The following is a 26,553-nucleotide window of genomic DNA, read 5'->3' on the forward strand; positions in this document are numbered from 1 at the left end:
TAAAACCGGGATATTCCCCCCCCCCCCCGTTTGCACAAACACCAAACCGGGCCCCCAACCGTGAACCGGTGGGCGCCCCTTCCGTTCGGGTCACTTGTTGATGTGGGCCCAGAACTCGTCGAACGAGAGCAGCTTGTCGCCGTTGAGGTCCTGGGCGGCGATGACGGCCTCGGCCACCGACTCCGTGACGTTCCAGTCCCCGCCCTGGGCCAGGGCCTTCTTGAACTCGGCGGCGGTGATGTAGCCGTCCCCGTCCACGTCGATGCGCTCGAACGCCTTGCGTGCTTCCTCGATGTCCGCCACCGGACCCCGCCCCTTCGTGGTGCTTCACTGACGAGGTCAGATTAACGTTCCGCTCCGGCACGCGACGCGGCGACCACCCAGGTGCGGTTGCTTTCGCAGCCGCTCATGCTCTCGGCCCTGCCCGCCCCGTCACCGACTCAGGGGCTCCGCCCCCCCGACCCCCCGGTCCTCGAACGCCGGACAGGCTGAAGTGTTGCCGGCCCGGCGGATGTCTTTCAGCCCGTCCGGCGTTTGAGGACACAGTGACGGGAACGGGTAGGGGCGGCGAGGTCGAAACCCCCTACCGGTCGGCCACCCGCATCTCGAACCACGTCGTCTTGCCGCGCGGCAGGAGGTCGACCCCCCAGCGGTCGGAGAGTTTGTCCACCAGGAACAGGCCCCGGCCGCTGACGTCCGTGTCCTGGACCGGCATCAGACAGGGCAACCCCCGCGAGGGGTCGCGGACCTCGACCCGGATCCACCCGCGCCGGCGCCGCATCCGGAGCCCGAAGACCCGCGCCCCCGTATGCCGCACCGCGTTGCCCACGAGTTCCGACACCAGTAACACGGCGTCCTCGGTCATCTTCGGCGAGAGGCCCCACTGGCGGAGCACGACGACCTGGGTGAGCCGGCGCGCCGTGGCGGCGGACTCCGGCCGGGACGGCAGCGGTACCTCCGCCTCGGTGGGGTTGCCGAACAGTTCCAGCGCCTTCAGCGCGTGTTCGTCCTCGACAGCAGGCGACCAGCGCGCCGCGGTCGCACTCCCGTGCCGCCGCGGCTGTTCGATACCCTCCAGCCCCGCCATGCCCCCATCATGACCCCCGAAGGGGCCTCTCCGGGGGTGTTCCGGAGGAATACGCCCCCCGGAACCCATTGTTCCGCATCATCCGATTGACATATGCCATCGGCATCACAATGGCCCGGGCACCCCGTCCGGCCTGCGCGGACAGGGGCGTTCGGGGCAATCGCCCGCGCTCCCCCGCAAGAAAGCCTTAAGCCTGCCTTAAGGCTCGGATAAGCCGTCCCTCCGAGCCGGATCTCCACACGGACGGGTGATACATCGCGTCAACAGCAAGTGGACCGGCAGCGGTTTTCCAACAGCCACCGCGTCAGAGGAACTTCGCCTTGCCCGGACCCTCCTCGACGAAGCTCCGCATTCCCGACTCCCGGTCCTCCGTCGCGAACAGGCCCGCGAACCAGGTGCGTTCGACGGCGAGTCCGGTCTCGATGTCCGTCTCCAGGCCGACGTCGACGGACTCCTTGGCCGCGCGCAGCGCGAGCGCCGGTCCCTGCGCGAGTTTCGCGGCCCAGGCGTGCGCCTCGGTGTACACGTCGGCGGCCGGTACGACCTTGTCCACCAGGCCGAGCGTCAGGGCCTCGTCGGCCTTGACCATGCGGCCGGTGAAGATGAGGTCCTTCGCGCGGGAGGGGCCGATCAGCCGGGACAGGCGCTGGGTGCCGCCGGCGCCCGGGATCAGACCGAGGAGGATCTCCGGCTGGCCGAGCTTGGCGTTGTCCGCGGCGATCCTGTAGTCGGCGCACAGCGCCAGTTCGCAGCCGCCGCCGAGCGCGTAGCCGGTGACGGCGGCGACGACCGGCTTGGGGATGCGGGTGACGGCGGTGAAGGAGTCCTGGAGGGCCCGGGAGCGTAGGACCATGGCCGCGTGGTCCATGGCCTGCATCTCCTTGATGTCCGCGCCCGCCGCGAACACCTTCTCGCCGCCGTAGAGGATCACCGCGCGCACGTCCTCGCGGCGGGTGGCCTCCTCGGCGAGTTCCCTGAGCCGGTCCTGGGTGGCGACGTCCAGCGCGTTCATGGGCGGACGGTCGAGGCGGATCGTGCCGACGCCCTCGGCGACTTCGAGATGCACAGTCATGAGGGCAGGTTAACGAAGGCTAACGGCAACGGCCCCGGTGTGCTCCGTCACATCACGGACGGGCACACCGGGGCCGTACGGTCTCGGGAGAGGGGGTGCCGCGGTCGACGGCGCTCCCCTCAGCGCGAGGTCAGGCCTTCCACTTCTCCCACGACATGTTCCAGCCGTTGAGGCCGTTGTCCGGGTCGATGATCCGGTCGTTGGAGTTCTTCACGACCACCACGTCGCCGACGATCGAGCGGTCGAAGAACCACGCGGCCGGGGCTCCCCGGTCACCGCCGCCGCGCTGGTCGCGCAGGCCTATGCAGCCGTGGCTGGCGTTGTAGTTGCCGAAGGCGTCGCCGCCCCAGTAGTTGCCGTGGATGAACGTGCCCGAGTTGGACAGGCGCATCGCGTCCGGCACGTCCTTGATGTCGTACTCGCCGCCGTAGCCGACCGTCTCGCCGTTCATACGGGTCACCCGGAGGCGCTCGCTGATGACCATCTGGCCGTTCCAGGTCTCGTAACCCGCCTTGCCGGTCGTGACCGGGATGGTCTTGATGACCTTGCCGTCGCGCTTGACGGTCATCTTCTTGGTCTTGACGTCGACGGTGGAGACCTGGCTGCGGCCGATGGTGAACTTCACGGTCTTGGCCTGCTCGCCGTAGACACCGGGCCGGCCCTCGACACCGTCGAGGTTCAGGGTGACGGTGACCTTCGTACCGGACTTCCAGTACTCCTCGGGGCGGAAGTCGAGGCGGTCGTTGCCGAACCAGTGGCCCTCGACGTCGACCGCGGGTTCGGTCTTGATCCTGATCGCCTTCTCGATGTCCTCCGGGTGCGTGATGCCCCGGGTGAAGCGCACCGAGAAGGGCATTCCGACGCCGACCTTGGAACCGTCCTCCGGCGTGAAGATGCCGACGAACGTGTTCTTCGGGGTCAGCGTGGTGAACGCGGACTCCTCGGCGGCCTCACGGCCCTCGGAGTCCTTCGCCACCGCGTGGACCTTGTACTTGGTCGAGGCCGCGAGGTGGGCGGCGGGCGTCCAGCTGGCGCCCCCGCCGGTGATCTTCCCCTCGACCGGGTTGCCCTTGGTGTCCTCGACCTTCACCTCGGTCAGCTTGCCCTTGGCCGCCGTCACCTTCAGCGCGCCGCTGGTCCTGACGGCGTCGGCGCCGTCCTTCGGCGCGATGGTCACGACCGCCTGCGAGACCTTGGTGTCCGCCTGGCTGGAATCCTTGCCCTTGTCCTTGTCCCCGCCGGACCCGGAGTCCGAGTCCCCTCCTCCGCCGCACGCGGTCACGAGAAGCAGCAGCACCCCCAGCACAAGTGCCAGGGCTCCCTTGCCGCTTCGTGTCCGCGCGCCAACCGACGCCCCCGATATCGGTCGCCCGTTCAAGTTCGTTCTCCCCTCGCACGGCCTGTTCAGGCCCGTACTACGACGGCGCGTCCCGCGCACGCATCGCGCTAATTAATCACACTGCCAGGAGAGATGACCTCCCGGGAATGTCACCGTTCAGTCCCAACTGCTGGAGCCGGGAGCGCGATGGGGGCCCTTCCTGTGCGTACCCCTATGTCGGGCTACTTCACCGCTGAGCCCGCTTTCCAGGCTTTCCAGCCCATGTTCCACCCACCGAGGCCGTTGTCGGGAGCGACCTTCTTGTCATTGCTGCGGACGACCTCGACGACGTCACCGATGAGGCTGCGGTCGAAGAACCAGCCCGCCGGGGTCGCGGAGCTGCCGCCCTTCACATCGCGCAGTCCCACGCAGCCGTGGCTGACATTGGCCGTGCCGAACACGCCCTTGGCCCAGTAGTTGCCGTGCAGGAAGGTGCCGGAGGAGGTGAGGCGCACGGCGTGCGGGACGTCCGGGATGTCGTACTCGCCCTTGCCGTCGGCCCGTTTGAAGCCGACGGTGGCCCCGTTCATCCGGGTCACCTCCAGCATCTCGGTGATCACCATTTTCCCGTTGTACGTGGTGTTGCCGGGGGCTCCCGCGGTGATCGGGACCGTGGACAGGAGTTCGCCGTCGCGGCTCACCTTCATGGTGTGGGCGGCTGCGTCGACGACGCTGGTCTGGCTGCGGCCGACCGTGAAGGAGAAGGTCTTGTACTGCAGTCCGTACACGCCGGTGGCCGCCTCGACGTCCCGCAGCCGCAGATCGACGGTGACCTTGGTGCCGGGCTTCCAGTAGGTCTCGGGCCGGAAGTCGAGACGGTCCCCGCCGAACCAGTGCGGGGCGATCTCCGTCCTCGGTACGGAGGTCACGCGGATCGCGCGCTCGACGGCCGCCCGGTTCTCGATCTCGCGGTTGAACTCCAGGGACACGATCATGCCGGTGCCGACCGTCGAGCGGTTCTCCGGCATGACGTATCCGATGAACCGCTCGTCGGGGACGTACGTCGTGAACGTGACGTGCCGGGCCACCCGCCGGCCGTGGGCGTCGAGCGCGACCGCGTCCACCGTGTACTTGGCGGCCAGCGCGAGCTTGGGATCGTCGGGCCGCCAGGTCGCGCCGTCCCGGCCGATCGAGCCGGGCACCGGGAACTCCTGCGCGTCCTGGGACTTCACGACCTTCACGGACTCCAGGCGCCCGGCCGGGACCCGTACCTTCAGGCCCTCCCCGGGCTGTACGGCCTTGCTGCCGTCGTCCGGCGAGACCCGGATCGCCTCCTCGGGCGAGCGGGGCTTGCCCAGCATCTCGTCCACCCCGTGCGAGGTGCATCCCGCGGCGGCGGCCAGCAGGGCCGCCCATGTCAGTACGGCGGCCAGCGCGGCCCCTGAGCGCCCCGGGCGCGTCTGTGCGTGCATCACGTGGGACCCAACGACGGAGCGGGCCCCGGGGAAGTGGGTCCGTTCGGCGGGTGCCGGGCGGCGCCGGGCACCGCACGTTCCGCGCCTCGCGCTCCGTGCCGCGCATGCGGCGCCTCGCATTCCGTGCCTCTGTTCGGCCTCCGCCTCAGGAAACGTGAGTGCGAGCCCCGCTCTGGGCAGAACAGTGGGGAGGACGACGCGACAGGAGACCGCGGCCGGGACGCCGCGGTCCTCCTCGTGCCGCTCCGACCGAGCCGCGGGAGGGCCCAGGGTGTCGAGCGCAGCCGAGCAGGAGGCAGTGCGGGAGCCGGTGCAGGAGGGGCGCGCCCTCGGCGGAGGGCTGCCCGCACAGGCCGCCCCCGCGGTGAACGGCACGGCGCTCACGGCGCCGGGTGTCTCCGTGTGGCCGGGTGCGCCGACCCCGCTCGGGGCGCGCTTCCGGACCGGGCCCGACGGGGTCTCGGGCACCAACTTCGCGCTGTGGGCGGGCGGGGCGGAGGCGGTCGAGCTCTGTCTCTTCGGCTCGCCCGACGAAGGGAGCGGGGGCGGCGGGGGCGACGAGGTCCGGGTTCCCCTCACCGAACTGACCCATGAGATCTGGCACGGCTTCGTGCCCGGGGTGCGGCCCGGACAGCGGTACGGCTTCCGGGTGCACGGCCGCTGGGACCCGTGGACCGGCGCCCGCTGGAACCCCGCGAAACTGCTCCTCGACCCGTACGCCCGTGCCGTGGACGGCGCCGGGCGCGACGAGTTCGGGAGTCTGCCGCCCGAGGTGTACGGGCATGTGCGCGACTGGCCGCAGCAGCACGTGGCGGACACCGTGCGCGACGACCGGGACTCGGCCCCGTACGTCCCCAAGGGGGTCGTCGTGCACGACGACACACCCGGTGACGAGTGGGCCGACGACCGGCGTCCGAAGACGCCGTGGGCGGACTCCGTCATCTACGAGCTGCACGTCAAGGGCTTCACCAAACTGCACCCGGGCATCCCGGAGGAACTGCGGGGCACGTACGCGGGGCTGGCGCACCCGGCGGCGATCGAGCACCTGGTGGCGCTCGGGGTGACGGCCGTGGAGCTGCTGCCGGTGCACCAGTTCGCGCACGAGGACCATCTGCTGCGCCGGGGCATGAAGAACTACTGGGGCTACAACTCGATCGGCTACTTCGCCCCGCACGCCGGATACGCGGCCTCCGGGACCAACGGCCAGCAGGTCGGCGAGTTCAAGCGCATGGTCCGCGCGCTGCACGCCGCCGGGATAGAAGTCATCCTCGACGTGGTCTACAACCACACCGCGGAGGCGAGCGAGCTGGGGCCGACGCTGTCGCTGCGCGGGATCGACAACCGCGGCTACTACCGGCTGCAGGACGACGCCCGGCGGTACGCGGACTACACGGGCTGCGGCAACACCCTGCACGTCGTCCAGCCGCACGTGCTGCGGCTGATCACGGACTCGCTGCGCTACTGGGTCACGGAGATGGGCGTCGACGGCTTCCGCTTCGACCTCGCGGCGGCCCTCGCCCGGTCGATGCACGACGTCGACATGCTGTCCCCGTTCCTGGCCGTCATCGCACAGGACCCGGTGCTGCGCCGCGTGAAACTGATCGCCGAGCCGTGGGACGTCGGCTCCGGCGGCTACCAGGTGGGCGCCTTCCCACCCCTGTGGACGGAATGGAACGACCGCTACCGCAACGCCGTACGGGACTTCTGGCGGGGCGCGCTGCCGGACGTGCGGGACCTCGGGTACCGGCTCTCGGGCTCCAGCGACCTGTACGCGTGGGGCGGGCGGCGGCCCTACGCCTCGGTGAACTTCGTGACCGCCCACGACGGCTTCACCCTGCGGGACATGGTGTCGTACGAGCGCAAGCACAACGAGGCCAACGGCGAGGGCAACCGGGACGGCACCGACGACAACCGGGCCTGGAACTGCGGCACCGAGGGAGAGACCGAGGACGCCCGGATCCGCGGTCTGCGGCGCCGCCAGCTCCGTAACCTGCTGACCACGCTGCTGCTCTCCACGGGTGTCCCGATGCTGGTCGCGGGCGACGAACTGGGGCGCACCCAGGGCGGCAACAACAACGCGTACTGCCAGGACAACGAGATCAGCTGGCTCGACTGGAGCCTGCTGGACGACCCCGGCTGGCGGGCCCTGTTCGATCTGACGTCCCGGCTGATCGCGCTGCGCCACGCGCATCCCGTGCTGCGGCGGCGCGCCTTCTTCTCCGGGCGGGCGCACTCGGCCGACGGGCTGCGGGACCTGGCGTGGTTCACGGCGCACGGCACGGAGATGACGGAACGGGACTGGTACGCGCCCGCCGGCACCCTGGGGATGTTCCTGTCCGGGCGGGACATCCCGGGGCGGGACGCGCGGGGCGTGCCCGTCACGGACGACAGCTTCCTCGCGGTGCTGCACGCGGGCGACAGACCGGCGGGCTTCGTCCTGCCGGGGCCGCCGTGGGCCCGGTCGTACGAGGTCGTCGTCGACACCTCGCGGGAGGAGCAGTCGGCCGCGCCGGGCGTGCTGCACCGGGCGGGCGCGACGATCACCGTGCCGGCGCGGGCGGTGCTGCTGCTGCGGGTGGCGGACTGAGGGGGCGCCCGCCACGGACGGCGCATCTCCCGTACCCGACCGCCTAGGACGGCTCCCGGCCCCGGGAGGCTGCGACCGGCCAAAACTCGCTGGGTGTTGTCAGTGCCGAAACGTAGGCTCGCTGCTGATGCCCACCACACCTGCGCCCGCCGAGGGAACCGCCGAGACCCGGCCCGCCGAGAGCCGTTCCGCCGTCCGCAGCCTGCTGCGGCTGTGGCCGTACGTGAAGCCCGTGCGCGGACGGCTGGCCGTCGCGGCCGTCGTCGCGGTCGTCGCCTCCTGTACGGGGCTGGTGATCCCGCTCGTCCTGAAGTGGATCGTGGACGGGCCGGTGGCCGACCGGGACACGGGCGGGGTGTGGCTCGGCGCGCTGTACCTGTTGCTGCTCGGGGTCGCGGAGGCGGTGCTCTTCGGACTCCGGCGGTGGCTGGTGGCCCGGCCGCTCGCCGGGGTCGAGGCGGCGATGCGGGCCGGTCTGTACCGGCATCTGCAGCGGCTGCCCATCGCCTTCCACGACCGCTGGCCGTCGGGACAGCTGCTGTCGCGGGGGACGACGGATCTGATGCTGCTGCGGATGTTCCTCGCGTTCCCGCTGACGTTCCTGCTGGTCAACTCGGTGACGATCCTTGTGGGCGTCCTGATCATGCTGGCCCAGGACTGGACGCTGGGTCTGGTCCTGCTCGCACCCGCCGTACCGGTGATGATCGTCTGCTGGCTGTTCGAGAAGCGGTACTCGCGGGTGGCGCGGCAGGCGCAGGACCAGGTCGGCGATCTGACGACGCTCGTCGAGGAGAGCGTGCTCGGCATCCGGATCATCAAGGGGTTCGGCCGCCACCGCAGCCAGGCGCTCGCCTTCCGTGACCTGTCCCGGACCCTGCGCGGCACGGAACTGGCCAAGGCGCGGCTGCTCGCGGGGATCTACGCCGCGATCACGACCCTGCCCGAACTCGCCATCGGCGCGGCCCTGGTGCTCGGCACGGTGCAGGTGGCCGACGGCTCCCTGTCGGCCGGCACGCTGGTCGCGTTCCTCTCCACGGCCCTCGCCCTGCGCTGGCCCGTCGAGTCGATCGGCTTCCTGCTGGCCATGAGCCAGGAGGCGGCGACGGCCACGGAACGCTACTTCGAGGTCATGGACGCGCCTCCGGAGTCGGACACCGCACCGGCGTCCGGGGCAGCACCGGCGTCCGGGGCGGCACAGGCGTCCTGGGCGGCACAGGCGTCCGGGGCGGGGGCCGGGCTCCGGTTCGACGGGGTGCGGTTCCGGTATCCCGACGCCGGGTCCGACAGTGTTCCCGTCCTCGACGGGATCGATCTGCACATACGGCCCGGCGAGACCATGGCCCTCGTGGGCGGAACGGGGTCCGGCAAGACCACGCTCACCGCGCTCGTCCCCCGGCTGCACGAGGTCACCGCGGGACGGATCACGCTGGACGGCGTGGACATCACCGCGATGCCCAGGGAGGAACTGCGCGCCCTCGTCGCCGTCGCCTTCGAGGAGCCCACCCTCTTCTCCGCGGGAGTGGGAGAGAACGTCCTCATGGGCGCCGCGGACACCGCGGGCGAGGCCGATCTCGCCCGCGCCCTGGCCGTCGCGCAGGCCGACTTCGTCCACGCGCTGCCCCACGGCACGGACACCCAGGTCGGCGAGCAGGGCCTCAGTCTCTCCGGCGGCCAGCGCCAGCGCCTGGCCCTGGCGCGCGCGGTCGTCGGCAGCCCCCGCTTCCTGGTCCTGGACGATCCGCTGTCCGCCCTGGACGTCCACACGGAGGCCCTGGTCGAAGCGGCCCTGCGGCGCGTCCTCGCCGGGACGACCGCCCTGGTCGTGGCCCACCGCCCGTCCACGGTCCTGCTCGCCGACCGCGTGGCCCTGCTCTCCGGCGGCCGTATCACCGCCGTGGGCACCCATCCCGAACTGCTGCGTACGAGCGCGGAGTACGCCTGGCTGATGTCGGGAAGGACAGAGACGACCGAGAGGGAGAACCGATGACGGCGCCCACGACCACCGCGCCGACAGACGACAGCACAGACCGTCCGGCGGACCCGCCGCCCAAGGACGGCGATCCCTTCGACCGTGACGCCCTGCCCGCTCCCCCGCGCGCCACGGCCACCCTCCTGCGCTCCCTGCTCGCGCCCATGAGGGCCCGCGTCGTCCTCGCGGCGGTCCTCCTGCTGCTCCAGCAGGCGGCGGTGCAGGCGGGCCCGATGCTCGTGGCGTACGCGATCGACCGCGCCGTACCGGCCTTCCGCGCCGACGACCACGGCCCGCTGATCGCGGTGGCGGCGGTGTACGCGCTGTGCTCGGTGGCGGCCGGAGCCCTCCAGTACGGCTTCGTCCGCACCTCGGCCCGCGTCAACCAGGACGTCCTGCTGGATCTGCGCGGCAGGATCTTCCGGCACGCGCAGGCGCTCAGCGTCGACTTCCACGAGCGCTACACCTCGGGCCGGCTCATCTCGCGCTCCACGACGGACGTCGAGTCGCTGCGCGAACTGCTCAGCGAGGGCCTCCAGGAACTCATCACGGTCATCCTGTCGTTCGTCTACATCTCCACGATGCTGCTCTGGCTGGACCTGGGCCTCGGCGCGGTCGCGGTCGCGTCGTTCGTCCCGCTGTTCCTCCTCATCCGGCTCTACCGGCGCCGCGCCGGGCGGATCTTCGCCGTCCGGTCGACCGCCATCGCCGCGGTCATCGTGAAGTTCGCGGAGACGATGAACGGCATCAGGCCGGTACGCGCCTTCCGCCGCGAGGCCGTCAACGACTCGGCGTTCCACGCGCTCAACAGCCGCCACGAGCGTGTCAACGGCGACGCCATCCTGGAGATGGCCCGCTATGTCGTCGGCTCCCGGCTGGTCGCCAACACGGCGGTCGCGGGGATCGTGCTGTGGGGCGCGTACCGGGTGGCGTCCGGGTCGCTCGCGCTGGGGGTGCTGGCCGCCGCGGTGCTCTACCTGCGGCGCCTGTACGACCCGATCGACCGGCTCGGCATGTTCCTCAACTCGTACCAGTCGGCGGCGGCCTCGATGGAGAAGATCGCGGGTCTGCTGGCCCAGGTCCCCTCGGTGCCGGAACCCTCGCAGCCGCGTGAGCTGCCCCCGCTCGCCTCCGAACTGCCGGGCCGGGAGGTCGTGTTCGACGACGTGCGGTTCGCGTACCGGACGGGCGGCGAGGTGCTGCCGGCCTTCTCGCTGACGCTCCCGGCGGGCCAGACCGTCGCCGTGGTCGGCTCCACGGGCGCCGGCAAGTCGACGCTCGCCAAGCTCCTGGCCCGCTTCTACGACCCCACGACCGGCCGTGTCCTGCTCGACGGCGTGGATCTGCGCGAGCTGTCCGTGCCCGAACTGCGGCGCGGTGTGGTGATGGTGACGCAGGAGGCGTTCCTGTTCTCCGGCACGGTCGCCGAGAACATCGCCATCGGCCGCCCCGACGCGTCCCGCGAGGACATCGAGCGGGCCGCGAAGGCCATCGGAGCCCACGACTTCATCAGCTCCCTGCCGGACGGCTACGACACGGACGTACGCAAGAGGGGCGGGCGCATCTCGGCCGGCCAGCGCCAACTGGTGGCGTTCGCGCGGGCGTTGCTGGCCGACCCGGCGGTCCTGATCCTCGACGAGGCGACCAGTTCGCTGGACGTGCCGGGCGAACGGGCCGTCCAGCGGGCCATGCACACGGTCCTGCGCGGCCGTACGGCGGTGGTCATCGCCCACCGGCTCTCGACGGTCGAGATCGCCGACCGGGTCCTCGTCATGGAGCACGGCCGCGTCGTCGAGGACGGCAGCCCCGACCGGCTCGTCACGGACACGGGCCGGTTCGCGGACCTGCACCGGGCCTGGCGGGACAGCCTGGTGGAGGAGCACGCCGAGTGACCCCGGAGCGGGTGGGCCCGGCGAGGACGGGCCCCGAGCGGATGGGCCGCCCGGAGCGCTTCGCGTACGAGGATCCCGGCGTCCCCGACCTGCGCGGCGGCGGCCGGTACCTGTGGTGGCTGGTCACCCGGCAGCCGGGGCGGTCGGCGGCCGGTGCGGTGCTGGCCACCATCTGGCTGGTGCTCATCGCGCTGACGCCGTATCTGCTGTCCCGGGCCATCGACGACGGGCTGGAGCCGGGCGACCTGGCCGTACTGGCCGGCTGGTGCGCCGCGCTGCTGGGCCTCGGGGTGTTCAACGCCCTGGTGGGCCTCCTGCGCCACCGCACGATGACCAAGGTCCGGATGGACGCCAACTTCCGTACGGTGAAGCTCGTCGTGGGGCAGGCGACCCGGCTGGGCGCCGGGCTGTCCCGGCAGACGGGGGCCGGAGAGGTCGTCACGATCGGCGTCGGCGACGTGCTGACGATCAGCGCGGCCCTGACCGTCGTGGGGCCCGGCGTCGGCTCGGTCGTCGCCTATGTCGTCGTGGCCGGGCTGCTGCTGTCGGTCTCGACGCCGCTGGCCGCGGTGGTCCTGACCGGCATCCCGGTGATCGTCGTACTCGTCGGCCCCCTGATGGGACGGCTGCGGGGCGTGGAGACGGAGTACCGCGAGCTGCAGGGCACGCTGACCGCGCGGATCGGGGACCTCGCGGGCGGACTGCGGGTCCTCAACGGCCTCGGCGGCAAGGGACTGTTCGCGGACGCCTTCCGCCGGGACTCGCGCCTGCTGCGCGAACAGGGGTACCGGGTCGGGTCCGTGACCAGCTGGCTCCAGGCGCTCGGGGTGGGGCTGCCGACCATGTTCCTGGCCGTGGTGACGTGGCTGGCGGCCCGGCTCGCCGCGCAGGGCTCGCTCACCGTCGGCGAGCTGGTGTCCGTGTACGGCTATGCGGCGGTCCTGGTGGGCCCGGTGGCGTTCTTCGTCGAGTGCGGCTACCAGATCAGCCGGGGCGTGGTCGCCGGCCGACGCGTCGTACGCTTCCTGGCCCTGGAGCCGCTGATGGCGGACGACTTCCCTGCGGACCCGGAGGACGACCCCGCCGCGAACCTCCCTCAGGACGCCCCCGCGGAGCCCTCGGTGCTGCACGATCCGCGGTCCGGTGTCCGGGTGGTGCCGGGCGCGCTGACCGCCCTGGCCGGCGCCCGTCCGGCGGAGTCCGCCGCCGTGGTCGACCGGCTCGGCCGGTACACCGGGTCGGCGGCCACCTGGGGCGGCGTACGGCTCGACGCGATCGCCCTGCCGCGGATACGGGAGCGGATCCTGGTCGCCGACAACGAGGCCGACCTGTTCGCGGGCACCCTGCGCGAGCTGCTCTCCGGCCGCCTGGACCGGGCCGGCACGGACGGCACGGACCTCGACGCGGCCGTCGGCAGAGCCGTGCACGCGGCCGTCGCGGACGACATCGTGCTCGGGCTGCCCGACGGGCTCGACTCGGCCGTCGACGCGCAGGGCCGCAGCCTCTCCGGGGGCCAGCGACAGCGCGTACGCCTCGCGCGGGCCCTGCTCGCCGACCCCGAGGTGCTGCTCGCGGTCGAGCCCACCTCGGCGCTCGACGCGCACACCGAGGCCGCGGTCGCCGCCCGGCTGCGCGCGGCACGCACCGGCCGCACGACCCTCGTCACCAGCACCTCGCCCCTGGTGCTCGACCAGGTGGACACCGTGTACTACCTGGTCGACGGCGAGGTCGCGGCCGTCGGCGGACACCGCGAACTCCTCGACAGCGAACCGGGGTACCGGGCGCTGGTGGCCCGCGACGCGGACCCGGACGGCGCGGCGGCCGGGCAGACCGGCGGGCACGACGTGGAGGAGCCGGAAGGGGCCGTGCGGTGAGCACGCAGTTGCCGGTCGCCGGACCGGCCGACGTGCGCGCCGCCGCGGCCCGGCTGATCCGCGCGGACGGCCGCGCCTTCACCGCCGTACTCGTCCTGAACGCGCTGGCCGCCGCTGCCGGTCTGGCCGGGCCGTGGCTGCTCGGCCGCATCGTCGACGAGGTCAGGGCCGGTGCCGGGGTCGCCGCCGTGGACCGGCTGGCGCTCGTCATCCTGGTGTGCGCGCCCGCCCAGTTGCTGCTGGCGCGGGCCGCCCGGTTCGTGGGGCACCGGTTCGGGGAGCGGACGCTGGCGCGGGTGCGCGAGGAGTTCGTCGACCGGGCGCTGGCACTGCCCGCGTCCGTGGTGGAACGGGCGGGCACCGGCGATCTGACGGCCCGCGGCACCGCCGATGTCGCCGCGGTGGGCACGACCCTGCGGGACGCGGGGCCCGAGCTGCTGATCTCCTCGGTGCAGGCGCTGTTCCTCATCGGCGCGGTCTTCCTGCTCGATCCGCTGCTGGGCGTCTGCGCGGTGCTCGCCCAGGCCGGTGTCTGGTTCGCCCTGCGCTGGTATCTGCGCCGGGCCCGCCCCGCCTACCTCGCCGAGGGCGCCGCCACCTCGGAGGTCGCCGAGATCGTCTCGGCCACCACGTCCGGCGCGCGCACGGTGGAGGCGTTCGGGCTGCAGCGGCGGCGCGTCACCGCGAGCCGGGACGCGCTCGACGTGTCCCGGCGCACCCGTATGCGCACGCTGAACCTGCGGTCCGTGTTGTTCACGACCGTGGAGATCTCGAACGTCCTGCCGGTGGCCGTCGTCCTGATGGTGGGCGGGGCCCTGCACACGCTGGGCGCGATGAGCGTGGGCGCCGTGGTCGCGGCGGCCCTGTATCTGCGCCAGCTGGAGTCGCCGCTCGACACGATCCTGATGCGGGTGGAGCAACTGCAGAGCAGCGGCGCCTCGTTCGCACGGGTGGAGGGCCTGGGCCGGGCCCCGCTGACCGCCCCCGCGGGCGCGGCGTCGGCGTCGGGACCGCCGTCGAGGTCCCCCGCCCCGGTCCCGGTGGACGACCTGATCGACGTACGGGGGGTGCGGTACGCGTACGACCGCGGCGGTGAGGTGCTGCGCGGGGTCGACCTGACCGTACGGCCCGGGGAACGGCTGGCCGTCGTAGGGCCGTCGGGTGCCGGGAAGACGACCCTGTCCCGGCTGCTCGCGGGCATCGACGTGCCGGGCTCCGGCTCGGTGACGGTCGGCGGGGTGCCGATCGCGGAGCTGGACCCGGAACAGCTGCGCCGGCAGGTCGTGCTCGTCACGCAGGAGCACCATGTGTTCCTGGGCACGGTCCGCGACAACCTGCTGATCGCCGATCCGGCCGCCGACGACGCCGCGTTGTGGGCGGCGCTCGCGGCGGTCGGCGCCGACGACTGGGTCCGGGACCTGCCGGACGGGCTCGGCACGGAGCTGGGCCCCGGCGGCCGTCCCCCGGGCGCCGGCCCCGCCGGGCCGCCGGGTGGGGCTCCGGTCGCGGACGGCTCGCGGGCCCAGCAACTGGCGCTGGCCCGGGTGGTGCTGGCCGACCCGCACACCCTGATCCTCGACGAGGCCACGGCGCTCCTCGACCCGGCCACCGCACGTCACACGGAGCGCGCGCTGGCCGCCGTGCTCGAAGGGCGCACCGTCATCGCCATCGCGCACCGCCTGCACACCGCGCACGACGCGGACCGGGTGGCCGTGATGGAGGACGGCCGACTGACCGAACTGGGCACGCACGCGGACCTGGTGACGGCCGACGGCGCGTACGCGGCCCTGTGGCACTCGTGGCACGGCGAGCACCCGCGCCCCTCCTGAACCCCTGCCCGCTGCCCCGTACAGCCGTCCGGCGGTCCGGCAGTTGGTCCGTATACCGAACATGACCATCCGGACAACGGAGCCTTTCGGCCAACTTGCTGTTGCGCACCTGACAGAACGGCAGATCTCCTGCCACTCTTCCCACGACCACTTCACAGCAACCTCACAGAAACCGCTGTGGAGTGGTGAACGGCTCTGCCCGCACGTGGCCCCACAGGCACAAGTGCCGGCACCTGCACCAGCGCACGTACAAGCACGTGGTTCTGCGTTCCGTCTTGTTCTGCCCGGACGGCTCTCGACCGTCCGGTCCCCCCTGGCCACGCGTTCGTGGCCACGCAGAAGGAGTCCGTGTTGAAGCGCACCTCCCACAGACCCACCGCCCGCTCCATCCCCCGCAAGGCCACGGCCGGCGCGCTCGTCGCCGTCGCCGCCCTGCTCGCCGCGGCCGTCCAGACCGGCGCCGCGACCGCCGACGCCCCACCCGCCCCGGGCAAGCTCGACAAGGGTTCCCTGGCGGTCAAGCTCTCCCCCGCCCAGCGCGCCGCGCTGATCCGCGACGCCGACTCCGCGAAGACGGACACCGCGGCGGAACTCGGCCTGGGCGCCAAGGAGAAGCTCGTCGTCCGTGACGTCGTCAAAGACGCGGACGGCACGGTCCACACGCGCTACGAGCGCACCTACGCCGGACTCCCGGTCCTCGGCGGCGACCTGGTCGTCGACACCGCGAAGTCGGGGAGGACGGAGGGCGTCACGCGGGCGGTGCGGGCCTCGCTCACGGGGCTCACCACCAGCGCGGCCGTGAAGCCGGCGGTCGCCGAGAAGCAGGCGCTGACGGCGGCCTCGGCGGAGGGCTCGAAGCGGACCGAGGCCGACGGCGCCCGCAAGGTGATCTGGGCGGCGAGCGGCAAGCCGACGCTCGCGTACGAGACGGTCGTCGGGGGCCTCCAGCACGACGGCACCCCGAACGAGCTGCACGTCGTCACGGACGCGGCCACCGGCAAGAAGCTCTACGAGTACCAGGGCGTCGAGAACGGCACCGGCAACACCCAGTACAGCGGCACGGTGACGCTCGGCAGCGCGCAGTCCGGATCGACGTACAACCTCACGGACACCACGCGCGGGAACCACAGGACGAACAACCTGAACCGCGGTACGTCGGGGACCGGCACGCTCTTCTCGGGCCCGGACGACGTGTGGGGCAACGGCGCCGCCTCGAACACCGAGACGGCCGCCGCGGACGCCCACTACGGGGCCGCGCTGACCTGGGACTACTACAAGAACGTCCAGGGCCGCACGGGTATCCGCGGTGACGGTGTCGGCGCGTACTCCCGCGTCCACTACAGCAGCAACTACGTCAACGCCTTCTGGCAGGACTCCTGCTTCTGCATGACGTACGGCGACGGGTCGGGCAACGCCAAGCCGCTCACGTCGATCGACGTGGCCGCGCACGAGATGACGCACGGCGTGACCGCGAACACCGCGGGGCTCGTCTACAGCGGCGAGTCGGGCGGTCTGAACGAGGCGACCTCCGACATCTTCGCGGCGGCCGTCGAGTTCTACGCCGGGAACTCCTCCGACGTCGGCGACTACCTGGTCGGCGAGAAGATCGACATCAACGGCAACGGCACCCCGCTGCGCTACATGGACAAGCCGAGCAAGGACGGCGCGTCCAAGGACAGCTGGTACTCGGGCATCGGCTCGGTGGACGTGCACTACTCCTCCGGTCCGGCGAACCACTTCTTCTACCTGCTCAGCGAGGGCAGCGGCGCCAAGACCGTCAACGGCGTCGCGTACGACTCGCCGACCTCCGACGGTCTGCCGGTCACCGGTATCGGCCGTGAGAAGGCCGCGCTGATCTGGTTCAAGGCGCTCACCACGAAGTTCACCTCCACGACCAACTACGCGGCGGCCCGCACCGGCACGCTCGCGGTCGCGGGTGAGCTGTACGGCACGACCAGCGCCGAGTACACGGCCGTGCAGAACGCCTGGGCGGGCATCAACGTCGGCACCCGGCCCGGCGGCGGGGGCGGCGGCACGTCCTTCGAGAACACGACCGCGGTATCGATTCCGGACAACGGAGCCGCTGCCACCTCCTCGATAACTGTTTCCGGCCAGGCCGGAAACGCCCCGTCGAACCTGATCGTCACGCCGAACATCACGCACACCTGGCGCGGTGACCTGGTCATCGACCTGGTGGCGCCCGACGGCTCGACGTACCGCCTCAAGTCCTTCAGCTCCTCGGACTCGGCGGACAACGTCACCGAGCCCTACACGGTCAACGCTTCAACCGAAGTGGCCAATGGCACCTGGCAGTTGAAGGTTCAGGACCAGGCGGCGCAGGACGTCGGCAGGATCAACAGCTGGAAGATCACCTTCCCGACGAGCTAGCCGCGCGACCCCGCTCCACCACGGGTGCCGCCCCGGGATCCACCACCCGGGGCGGCACCCTCTTTGCTCCGGCTTTGCCGTGGCCTTGCCCCTCGATTCCGGTTCCATTGCCCGTACTTTGCGGGCGATCAAGTCCGCATTGCGTACGCCGATCTTCGGGCAGCGGACGATTTCCGGCCAACCTCCATTTGCCCCGCTGACATGTACGCGACCCACCTGGCACTGTTCACCTGGCACGGCAGGCACACCCGCACCGCAACTTCACAGCAGCCCGACCGCTTCCCCATACCGGTCGGACACCCCCCACGAAGGAGCTTGTGTGACCCCCCTCTACGCGCGTCGCAACCGCACCTCCCTGGCCATCGCCACCGCCGTCGCGGCCGGTGCTCTCCTCACCACCGGTCTGACCACCGGTGCCTCCGCCCAGACCCCGGCGGAGAGCTCCGACGCGACGCTCGCCGCGTCCGCGGTCCAGCTGTCCCCGGCGGCCCGTGCGAGCCTCATCGCGAAGGCCGACGCCGCCACCACGGAGACCGCCGACGAGATAGGTCTCGGCGCCAAGGAGAAGCTGGTCGTCAGAGACGTCGTCAAGAACGTCGACGGCACGACCCACACCCGCTACGAGCGCACGTACGACGGACTCCCCGTCCTCGGCGGCGACCTGGTCGTCCACGAGACCAAGGCCGGTACGACGCAGGGCGTGACCAAGGCGACGAAGGCCACCATCAAGGTCGCCGACGTCACGCCGTCGATCGCCAGGTCGACGGCCGAGAAGCAGGCCGTGACCGCCGCGAAGGCCGAGGGCAGCACCAAGTCCGCCGCCGACAAGGCGCCCCGCAAGGTCGTCTGGGCGGCCGACGGCAAGCCGGTCCTGGCCTACGAGACGGTCGTCGGCGGCTTCCAGCACGACGGCACCCCGCAGGAGCTGCACGTCGTCACCGACGCCGAGTCGGGCAAGAAGCTGTACGAGTGGGAGGCGGTCAAGACCGGTATCGGCAACAGCCAGTACTCCGGCACGGTCACCATCGGCACCTCGCTCTCCGGCTCGACGTACCAGCTCAACGACACGTCCCGGGGCTCGCACAAGACGTACAACCTGAACAAGGGCACCTCCGGCACCGGCACCCTGTTCACCGACGCGGACGACACCTGGGGCACGGGCGCGGCGTCCAACACCCAGACCGCCGCGGTCGACGCGCACTACGGCGCCCAGGTCACCTGGGACTTCTACAAGAACGTGCTCGGCCGCACCGGCATCAAGAACAACGGCGTCGCGGCCTACTCCCGCGTCCACTACAGCACCGCGTACGTCAACGCCTTCTGGCAGGACTCCTGCTTCTGCATGACGTACGGCGACGGCGCGGGCAGCGTCAAGCCGCTCACCTCGCTGGACGTCGCGGGCCACGAGATGAGCCACGGCGTGACCGCGAACACCGCGGGCCTCAACTACAGCGGTGAGTCCGGCGGTCTGAACGAGGCCACCTCCGACATCTTCGGCACGGCGGTCGAGTTCTACGCGGCCAGCTCGTCCGACGTCGGCGACTACCTCATCGGCGAGAAGATCGACATCAACGGCAACGGCACCCCGCTGCGCTACATGGACAAGCCGAGCAAGGACGGCGCGTCCAAGGACAGCTGGTCGTCCAGCCTCGGCTCGGTGGACGTCCACTACTCCTCCGGCCCGGCGAACCACTTCTTCTACCTCCTGTCGGAGGGCAGCGGCGCCAAGACGATCAACGGCGTCAGCTACAACTCCACGACGTCCAACGGCACGACGCTCACCGGCATCGGCCGCGACAAGGCCATCAAGATCTGGTACAAGGCGCTCACCGAGTACATGACGTCCACGACGAAGTACGCGGGCGCCCGCACGGCAACGCTGAGCGCGGCGTCGGCGCTGTACGGCTCGACGAGCACCGAGTACAAGGCGGTGGCGGCGGCCTGGTCCGGCGTGAACGTCGCATAGTGCCCGAATAGTTGTGCGCGGGGCGGTACCCGGGACGAGATCGGTCCCGGGTACCGCCCTACTCTTGGTGCCCATGCCCTTCACGTACGAGGATGTGGGCGCGACCCGCGACGGCCGGTGCCCACCCGGCTTCCACCCGCTGCACGTCCGCACCCGCATAGGCGAGGGCCACGAGGTCTTCAAAACGGCCTCGCAGGCGGTCATGACCTGGGAAGTCCACAAGGCGGCCGGTGTCACGATCACGACGGAGGCCGCCGAGGCCGCCCCGGGCGTCGACGTGACGGTCGGCCTGGGCCCCCTCATCAAGGCGCCCTGCCGCGTGGTCTGGACCCTCGACGAACCCCGCCGCGCCGGCTGGGCCTACGGCACGCTGCCCGGCCATCCGGAGTCCGGCGAGGAGGCCTTCGTGGTCGACCGCACGGGCGACGGCACGGTCTGGCTGACCGTGACCGCCTTCAGCCGCCCGGCGAAGTGGTACACCCGCGCGGGCGGCCCGGCGACCCGCGGCCTGCAGCACGCGTACGCGCGCCGGTGCGGGGCGGTGCTGCGGCGGATGTGCGCGGAGTTCGACGAGGCCTAGCCCCCCGGCCGCCTCGCCGTACGCCGCTTCATCGCACCGCACCGCACCTCACCGCATGAGTACCCCCGCCCCTTCCACCAGCTCCTCCGCCGGGACCGCCACCAGGCCCAGTTCCGCGTTGGAGGCGAGGAGCCGGTGGGCGGGGAGGATGCGGACCGTGTAGCCGAAGGGGCCCGTGCGGTCGAGGGAGAGCGGGCCCTCGTAGAGCCAGCGGCCCTCCGCGTCCGGGCCGCCCGCCGGCTTCAGCGGGAACGTCGTGCCGTCCGTGATGCGGTCCTCGGAGTCGACGCGCCCCGAGACCGCCTGCACCTCGACGTCGTCCGGGGCCAGCTCGCCGAGGCCGACGAGGACCCGCAGGGACAGCGTCGAGCCCAGTTCGGCCGTGGCGGTCGCGGCCGTCGTCTCGACGTGGTCGACCGTGATGTGCGGCCAGGCCGCCCGCACCCGGGACTTCCACACCGCCAGCTCCCTCGCGGCGGGGTGGTCCATGGAGCGGTGGGCCAGCGCCGCCGGGGTGTAGAGGCGTTCGACGTACTCGCGGACCATGCGGCCCGCCAGGAGCTTGGGGCCCAGGTGGGAGAGGGTCTGGCGGACCATCTCGATCCAGCGGTCGGGCAGGCCCGCCTGGCCGAGTTCGTAGAAGCGCGGGGCCACCCGCTGTTCCAGCAGGTCGTAGAGGGCCGAGGCCTCCAGTTCGTCGCGGCGGTCGTCGTCGACCGCGGTGCCGTCCGCCGTGGGGATCGCCCAGCCGAAGTCCGGCCGGAACCATTCGTCCCACCAGCCGTCCAGGACCGACAGGTTGAGGCAGCCGTTCAGCGCGGCCTTCATGCCCGACGTGCCGCACGCCTCCAGGGGGCGCAGTGGGTTGTTGAGCCAGATGTCGCAGCCGGGGTACAGCTTCTGCGCCATGGCCATGCCGTAGTCGGGCAGGAAGACGATGCGGTGGCGTACGCGCGGGTCGTCGGCGAAGCGCACCAGTTCCTGTACGAGGCGTTTGCCGCCGTCGTCGGCCGGGTGGGCCTTGCCCGCCACCACGATCTGGACGGGCCGCTCGGAGTGCAGCAGGAGGTCCATGAGGCGGTCGCGGTCCCGCAGCATCAGTGTGAGGCGTTTGTAGGAGGGGACGCGGCGGGCGAAGCCGATGGTCAGGACGTCCGGGTCCAGTACGCCGTCGATCCAGCCCAGTTCGGCCGTCCCCGCGCCCCGCTGCCGCCAGGACGCGTGCAGCCGCTCCCGTACCTCCGCCACCAGTTGCTCGCGCAGGGAGCGGCGCAGTTCCCAGATGTCCTGGTCGGGGATGTCGGCGACGGCGTCCCAGGTCTCGGAGCCGCCGACGGTGAGGGCGTCCTCGGTGCGCTGCACGCCGATCTGCCGGGCGCCGAGCCGGAACACCTCGGGGGCCACCCAGGTGGGGGCGTGGACGCCGTTCGTCACGGAGGTGATGGGGACCTCGGCGGGGTCGAAGCCGGGCCACAGTCCGGAGAACATCTCGCGGCTGACCTGGCCGTGCAGGAGGGAGACGCCGTTCGCGCGCTGGCCGAGCCGCAGTCCCATCACGGCCATGTTGAAGAGGTTCGGCTCACCGCCGGGGTAGGTCTCCATGCCCAGGCGCAGGATGTGTTCGACGTCGATGCGCGGGAGTTCCGCGTCGGGGCCGAAGTGGCGGGCCACCAGTTCCCGGTCGAAGCGGTCGATGCCGGCGGGCACGGGGGTGTGGGTCGTGAAGACGGTCCCGGCCCTGACCGCTTCGAGGGCGGCCCCGAAGTCGAGGTCCTCGTAGGACAGTTCGTGGATCCGCTCCAGACCGAGGAAGCCGGCGTGGCCCTCGTTCGTGTGGAACACCTCGGGCCGCGCGTGGCCGGTGAGCCGGCAGTACGTCCGCACGGCGCGTACGCCTCCGATGCCGAGCAGCATCTCCTGGAGCAGCCGGTGCTCGCTGCCGCCGCCGTAGAGCCGGTCGGTGACCCCGCGCTCGCCGAGGTCGTTCTCCTCGACGTCGGAGTCGAGCAGCAGCAGCGGGACCCGGCCGACCTGGGCCAGCCAGATGCGCGCGTGCAGGGCCGTACCGCCGGGGAGGGCCAGGGAGACCTGGGAGGGGGTGCCGTCGGCCTCGCGCAGCAGGGAGACGGGCAGTTCGTTGGGGTCGAGGACCGGATAGTGCTCCTGCTGCCAGCCGTCCCGGGACAGGGACTGCCGGAAGTAGCCGTGCCGGTAGAGCAGTCCGACACCGATCAGGGGTACGCCGAGGTCGCTGGCGGCCTTGAGATGGTCCCCGGCGAGGATGCCGAGGCCTCCGGAGTACTGCGGGAGCGCGGCGGTGATGCCGAACTCGGGTGAGAAGTAGGCGATGGCGGCGGGGAGTTCGGACGGCTGGGACTGGTACCAGCGGTCGCCCGTCACATAGTCGTTGAGATCGTCGGCGGCGGCGGACAGCCGCCTCAGGAACCTTCTGTCGTCGGACAGCTGGGCCAGCCGTGCGGACGACACGTTCCCGAGGAGCTGTACGGGATCGCAGCCCGAGGCGGTCCAGCGTTCGGGGTCCACGGACTGGAAGAGGTCACGGGTCTCGGCATGCCAGGACCAGCGCAGGTTGCGCGCCAGATCGCTGAGGGGGTGGAGGGCTTCCGGGAGTACGGGACGCACGGTGAACCTGCGGATGGCCTTCACGAGCTTCCACCTTCACAAGGGGCTTCACAACGGGCTTGTCGCCAAGGACGTGCGGACGTCATCCACGACGGTAGCGGCGTGGGTGCTCCGCAACCACGGCGCGATCTGCTCCGCGGGAAGCTCGGGATGAGTCTGCGGGCTCGGTGGGGGCGGGCCGCGCAGTGCCCCGCGCCCCTGACGGGGCGCGGCCTTCTGTGCGGGGGCGGGTGATATGGCCGATTCCGCACCGGCGTACGGGCTTGTGGGGGTTCGCGGCGCACGAGAGGCTGCCGCATGTCGACGAGGGGAGCGCACACCATGACAGTGAGGCGCACACGGCGGCTGCACCTGGCGGGAGGCCTGACCGCGGTCCTGACGGCAGCGGCCGTCTCGGCTCCCGCTCCGCCCGCGCACGCCGCGCCCGAGGGGCGGATAGCCGGCAGCGCGAGAGCCGGCTCCGTCAGTGGCAGTTACATCGTGACGCTCAAAGGGGCAACGAAGGCTCCGTCGAAGGCGGGCAGGGCGGTCGCCACCGCGTACGGAGCAAAAATAAGCCACGCCTACAGCACGGCGCTCAACGGCTACGCGGTGCGGGCCGGCGAGCGGCAGGCGCGGCGGCTGGCCGCCGACCCCCGCGTCGCCTCGGTCGCACGGGACGCCACGGTGACCGTCGAGCACCAGCAGCCGGACCCGCCGTGGGGCCTCGACCGCATCGACCAGCGGGAACTGCCGCTGGACGGAAGTTACACCTGGCCGGAGTCGGCGGGGCAGGGCGTGACGGCGTACGTCATCGACACCGGCGTACGCGTCACCCACCAGGACTTCGGCGGGCGGGCGAGTTCCGGCTGGGACTTCGTCGACGACGACGCCGTCGCGCAGGACGGCCAGGGTCACGGCACCCATGTGGCGGGCACGATCGCGGGCACGACGTACGGGGTCGCGAAGCAGGCGCGGGTCGTCGCCGTCCGTGTGCTCGACGACACGGGGGCCGGTACGTTGTCGCAGGTCATCGCCGGTATCGACTGGGTGACGACCCATGCCGTGAAACCGGCCGTCGCCAATATGAGCCTGGGCGGCCCGGCCAGCGCGCAGCTGGACGCGGCCGTACGCAACTCCATCGCGTCCGGCGTCAGCTACACGATCGCGGCAGGCAACGACAACCGTTCGGCGAGCCTCGACTCACCGGCCCGGGTCGAGGAGGCGATCACGGTCGGGGCGAGCGACACGAACGACGCGAGGGCGTTCTTCTCCAACTGGGGCGCGCCGCTCGACCTGTTCGCGCCGGGCGTGGGTGTCACCTCCGCCTCGCACACGAGCGACACGGGCACGGCGACCTTCTCGGGTACGTCGATGGCGTCGCCCCATGCCGCCGGCGCGGCCGCGCTGTATCTCGCCGACCATTCCTCGGCGGCTCCCGCCGAGGTCGCCGGAGCACTCGTCGACCGGGCCGCCGCCGGGGAGCTGTCGGACGTGGGTCCCGGCTCCCCCGACAGACTCCTGCAGGTGGACAACCCTTGACCAACTAGACATTCACCGGCCGGTCTCGTCCCGCGAATCCCGGGTAGATGCTTCACGGATCAGTAGACGCTCTGCAGATCAGTGGCGGATTCCCAACGGGCGAGGCCGGTCTTGTGTGTGGACATACGCGCGAGTAGTTAACAAAGTGCCGGATTGCTCACCCGAAAGGGGAGGGAAGGCTCCCTCGGTAGCGCACCGCAGGGACCACCTCCCCGCACTCTCATCCGCCCGCCCACGTTGACGCGGACAGGAGCGGTCATGCCCGCCAAGCACCACCAGCCGTCACCACCCCCGACGCCCGGCACCACACCACCCCCGGATCCGGGGGAGAAAGCACACCGCCCACCGGCATCGAAGACCCGGACCGCCGAGAAGGCGACTCCGGCGGAACCGATCCTTCCGACCGGCACGACCAGTCCGACCGGGACGACCCGGCCGACGCAGGCCGCGCCCGCCGCCCCCAGCCCCGAAAGTGCTTCCGTGAGCGCCCCCGTGATCGGCCGTATCCCCGTCCTGGACGTACGTCCCTTCGTCGCGGGCGGCCGACGCCCGGCGAAGGCCGTGGTGGGAGAGTCCTTCGAGATCTCCGCGACGGTCTTCCGGGAGGGTCACGACGCGGTCGCCGCGAACGTCGTGCTGCGCGGCCCCGGGGGGAGCACGGGCCCCTGGACACCCCTGCGCGAACTCGCCCCCGGCACCGACCGCTGGGGTGCCACCGTCTCCGTACCGGCGCCCGGCCTCTGGACGTACACCGTGGAGGCCTGGGGCGATCCGATCACCACCTGGCGCCACCACGCCCGGATCAAGATCCCGGCGGGCATGGACACCGAGCTCGTCCTGGAGGAGGGCGCGCTGCTGTACGAGCGTGCCGCGGCCGGGGTACCGAAGAGCAAGGGGCGGCGGGAGGCGATGCTCGCGGCCGTGGAGGCCCTGCGCGACACCGCCCGTCCCGCGGCGGCCCGGCTGGCCGCCGCGCTCACCCCCGACGTGGACCACGTCCTCGCCCGCCACCCCCTGCGCGAGCTGGTCACCGCCGCCGACCCGCTGAACCTCCAGGTCGAACGCGAGCGGGCGCTGTTCGGGTCCTGGTACGAGTTCTTCCCGCGCTCGGAGGGCGCGGTGGTCGAGCCCGGGAAACCGCCGGTCAGCGGTACGTTCAGAACGGCGGCCGAGCGGCTGCCCGCGATCGCCGGCATGGGCTTCGACGTGGTGTACCTGCCACCGGTCCACCCCATCGGCGCGACCTTCCGCAAGGGCCCCAACAACACGCTGGACCCCGGCCCGTACGACGTCGGGGTGCCGTGGGCGATCGGCTCGCCGGAGGGCGGGCACGACGCCGTCCATCCCGACCTCGGCACGATCGACGACTTCGACGACTTCGTGCGCCGGGCCGCGGAACTGGACCTGGAGATCGCGCTCGACTTCGCGCTCCAGTGTTCCCCCGACCACCCGTGGGTGGAGAAGCACCCGGAGTGGTTTCACCACCGCTCCGACGGCACGATCGCGTACGCGGAGAACCCGCCGAAGAAGTACCAGGACATCTATCCGATCGCCTTCGACAAGGACATGCCGGGCCTGGTGCGGGAGACGCTCAGGGTGCTGCGGTTCTGGATGAGTCATGGTGTGCGGATCTTCCGCGTGGACAATCCGCATACGAAACCGGTCATCTTCTGGGAAGAGGTGATCGGGGAGATCAATCGCACCGATCCCGATGTGATCTTCCTGGCCGAGGCGTTCACCCGCCCGGCGATGATGCACACGCTCGGTGCGATCGGTTTCCAGCAGTCCTACACGTATTTCACCTGGCGCAACACCAAAGAGGAACTGACCGAATACCTCACCGAACTCTCCGGTGACGCCGCCGCGTACATGAGGCCCAACTTCTTCGTCAACACCCCCGACATCCTGCACGAGTTCCTTCAGCACGGTGGCCGGGGCGCCTTCGAACTGCGCGCGGTACTGGCCGCGACGCTGTCCCCGACCTGGGGTGTCTACAGCGGATTCGAGCTGTGCGAAGGCGTGCCGGTGCGCGACGGCAGCGAAGAATACCTGAACTCCGAAAAGTACCAACTACGTCCGCGAGACTGGGAGTCGGCAGAACGCGAAGGCCGTAGCATCGCGCCCCTGATTGCCGAACTCAACGCGATCAGGCGCCGCAGTCCCGCCCTTCGACAACTGCGTGACCTGCATTTCCACCACACGGACAAGGAGGCGGTGCTCGCGTACTCCAAGTCGGTCACGGACGCCCGCGGATCGAACACGGTTCTGGTGGTCGTGAACCTCGACCCCCACCACACCCAGGAAGCCACCATCTCGTTGGACATGCCACGACTCGGCCTCGACTGGCACGCC

General features: G+C 71.4%; 16 protein-coding genes. 10 read left to right on the forward strand and 6 right to left on the reverse strand.

Translation table 11 applies throughout. From position 1 onward, the window contains the following. Nucleotides 1–90: 90 nt before the first annotated feature. From ACFVH5_RS35135 to ACFVH5_RS35155, 5 genes are all read right to left on the reverse strand, one after another. Nucleotides 91–303, reverse strand: coding sequence for an EF-hand domain-containing protein (locus tag ACFVH5_RS35135; protein WP_210890568.1), 213 nt, complete (start codon nucleotides 301–303; stop codon nucleotides 91–93). Nucleotides 304–583: 280 nt separating this feature from the next. Continuing rightward, nucleotides 584–1,087 (reverse strand): ATP-binding protein, encoded by a 504-nt coding sequence (locus ACFVH5_RS35140; protein WP_210889674.1) that lies wholly within the window; start codon nucleotides 1,085–1,087, stop codon nucleotides 584–586. Nucleotides 1,088–1,391: 304 nt separating this feature from the next. Further along, nucleotides 1,392–2,159, reverse strand: a complete 768-nt coding sequence (locus ACFVH5_RS35145; RefSeq protein ID WP_385837728.1) for an enoyl-CoA hydratase/isomerase family protein — start codon at nucleotides 2,157–2,159, stop codon at nucleotides 1,392–1,394. 130 nt (nucleotides 2,160–2,289) lie between these two features. Further along, nucleotides 2,290–3,537 (reverse strand): Ig-like domain-containing protein, encoded by a 1,248-nt coding sequence (locus ACFVH5_RS35150; RefSeq protein WP_385837729.1) that lies wholly within the window; start codon nucleotides 3,535–3,537, stop codon nucleotides 2,290–2,292. 182 nt (nucleotides 3,538–3,719) lie between these two features. Next, nucleotides 3,720–4,952, reverse strand: a complete 1,233-nt coding sequence (locus tag ACFVH5_RS35155) for an Ig-like domain-containing protein (RefSeq protein ID WP_385837730.1) — start codon at nucleotides 4,950–4,952, stop codon at nucleotides 3,720–3,722. Nucleotides 4,953–5,223: 271 nt separating this feature from the next. Here ACFVH5_RS35155 and glgX point away from each other — a divergent pair, with 271 nt between their 5' ends. From glgX to ACFVH5_RS35195, 8 genes are all read left to right on the forward strand, one after another. Continuing rightward, the gene (gene glgX, locus ACFVH5_RS35160) at nucleotides 5,224–7,539 is read left to right on the forward strand and encodes a glycogen debranching protein GlgX (protein WP_385837731.1); all 2,316 of its coding nucleotides are present in this window, start codon (nucleotides 5,224–5,226) and stop codon (nucleotides 7,537–7,539) included. A gap of 127 nt (nucleotides 7,540–7,666) precedes the next feature. Continuing rightward, nucleotides 7,667–9,526, forward strand: coding sequence for an ABC transporter ATP-binding protein (locus tag ACFVH5_RS35165; protein WP_385837732.1), 1,860 nt, complete (start codon nucleotides 7,667–7,669; stop codon nucleotides 9,524–9,526). Beyond that, nucleotides 9,523–11,400, forward strand: a complete 1,878-nt coding sequence (locus tag ACFVH5_RS35170; RefSeq protein WP_385837734.1) for an ABC transporter ATP-binding protein — start codon at nucleotides 9,523–9,525, stop codon at nucleotides 11,398–11,400. The genes ACFVH5_RS35165 and ACFVH5_RS35170 overlap by 4 nt, the downstream gene beginning before the upstream one ends. 41 nt (nucleotides 11,401–11,441) lie before the next feature. Further along, nucleotides 11,442–13,274, forward strand: coding sequence for an ABC transporter transmembrane domain-containing protein (locus tag ACFVH5_RS35175; protein ID WP_385837744.1), 1,833 nt, complete (start codon nucleotides 11,442–11,444; stop codon nucleotides 13,272–13,274). Further along, nucleotides 13,271–15,103 (forward strand): ABC transporter ATP-binding protein, encoded by a 1,833-nt coding sequence (locus ACFVH5_RS35180; RefSeq protein WP_385837735.1) that lies wholly within the window; start codon nucleotides 13,271–13,273, stop codon nucleotides 15,101–15,103. The genes ACFVH5_RS35175 and ACFVH5_RS35180 overlap by 4 nt, the downstream gene beginning before the upstream one ends. A gap of 351 nt (nucleotides 15,104–15,454) precedes the next feature. Continuing rightward, nucleotides 15,455–17,491 carry a M4 family metallopeptidase gene (locus ACFVH5_RS35185; protein ID WP_385837736.1) on the forward strand — a complete coding sequence of 679 codons (2,037 nt, stop codon included), beginning with the start codon at nucleotides 15,455–15,457 and terminating at the stop codon, nucleotides 17,489–17,491. Nucleotides 17,492–17,810: 319 nt separating this feature from the next. Beyond that, entirely contained in the window at nucleotides 17,811–19,457 is a 1,647-nt protein-coding gene (locus tag ACFVH5_RS35190; protein WP_385837737.1) for a M4 family metallopeptidase, read from the forward strand. A 73-nt stretch (nucleotides 19,458–19,530) separates the two neighbouring features. Next, nucleotides 19,531–20,037 (forward strand): DUF1990 family protein, encoded by a 507-nt coding sequence (locus ACFVH5_RS35195; RefSeq protein ID WP_385837739.1) that lies wholly within the window; start codon nucleotides 19,531–19,533, stop codon nucleotides 20,035–20,037. A gap of 48 nt (nucleotides 20,038–20,085) precedes the next feature. On the opposite strand, the gene glgP is transcribed toward ACFVH5_RS35195, so the two are convergent. Next, nucleotides 20,086–22,704, reverse strand: coding sequence for an alpha-glucan family phosphorylase (glgP, locus tag ACFVH5_RS35200; RefSeq protein WP_385837740.1), 2,619 nt, complete (start codon nucleotides 22,702–22,704; stop codon nucleotides 20,086–20,088). Between the two features lie 297 nt (nucleotides 22,705–23,001). On the opposite strand from glgP, the gene ACFVH5_RS35205 reads away from it, so the two are divergent. Together ACFVH5_RS35205 and ACFVH5_RS35210 are read left to right on the forward strand one after the other, a co-directional pair. Then, entirely contained in the window at nucleotides 23,002–24,201 is a 1,200-nt protein-coding gene (locus ACFVH5_RS35205) for a S8 family peptidase (protein ID WP_385837741.1), read from the forward strand. Nucleotides 24,202–24,459: 258 nt separating this feature from the next. Continuing rightward, the coding region (locus ACFVH5_RS35210) for an alpha-1,4-glucan--maltose-1-phosphate maltosyltransferase (protein ID WP_385837742.1) at nucleotides 24,460–26,553 on the forward strand (2,094 nt) is incomplete at its 3' end.

This window comes from Streptomyces sp. NPDC127119 (assembly GCF_042677425.1).
Classification (GTDB): Bacteria; Actinomycetota; Actinomycetes; order Streptomycetales; family Streptomycetaceae; genus Streptomyces.

Bases quoted from the DNA above. Each gene is read 5' to 3' on its own strand.
- ACFVH5_RS35175 (WP_385837744.1), top strand. From the start codon at position 11,442: ATGGGCCGCCCGGAGCGCTTCGCGTACGAGGATCCCGGCGTCCCCGAC.
- ACFVH5_RS35170 (WP_385837734.1), top strand. From the start codon at position 9,523: ATGACGGCGCCCACGACCACCGCGCCGACAGACGACAGCACAGACCGT.
- ACFVH5_RS35140 (WP_210889674.1), bottom strand. From the start codon at position 1,087: ATGGCGGGGCTGGAGGGTATCGAACAGCCGCGGCGGCACGGGAGTGCG.
- ACFVH5_RS35145 (WP_385837728.1), bottom strand. From the start codon at position 2,159: ATGACTGTGCATCTCGAAGTCGCCGAGGGCGTCGGCACGATCCGCCTC.
- ACFVH5_RS35195 (WP_385837739.1), top strand. From the start codon at position 19,531: ATGCCCTTCACGTACGAGGATGTGGGCGCGACCCGCGACGGCCGGTGC.
- ACFVH5_RS35165 (WP_385837732.1), top strand. From the start codon at position 7,667: ATGCCCACCACACCTGCGCCCGCCGAGGGAACCGCCGAGACCCGGCCC.
- ACFVH5_RS35205 (WP_385837741.1), top strand. From the start codon at position 23,002: ATGACAGTGAGGCGCACACGGCGGCTGCACCTGGCGGGAGGCCTGACC.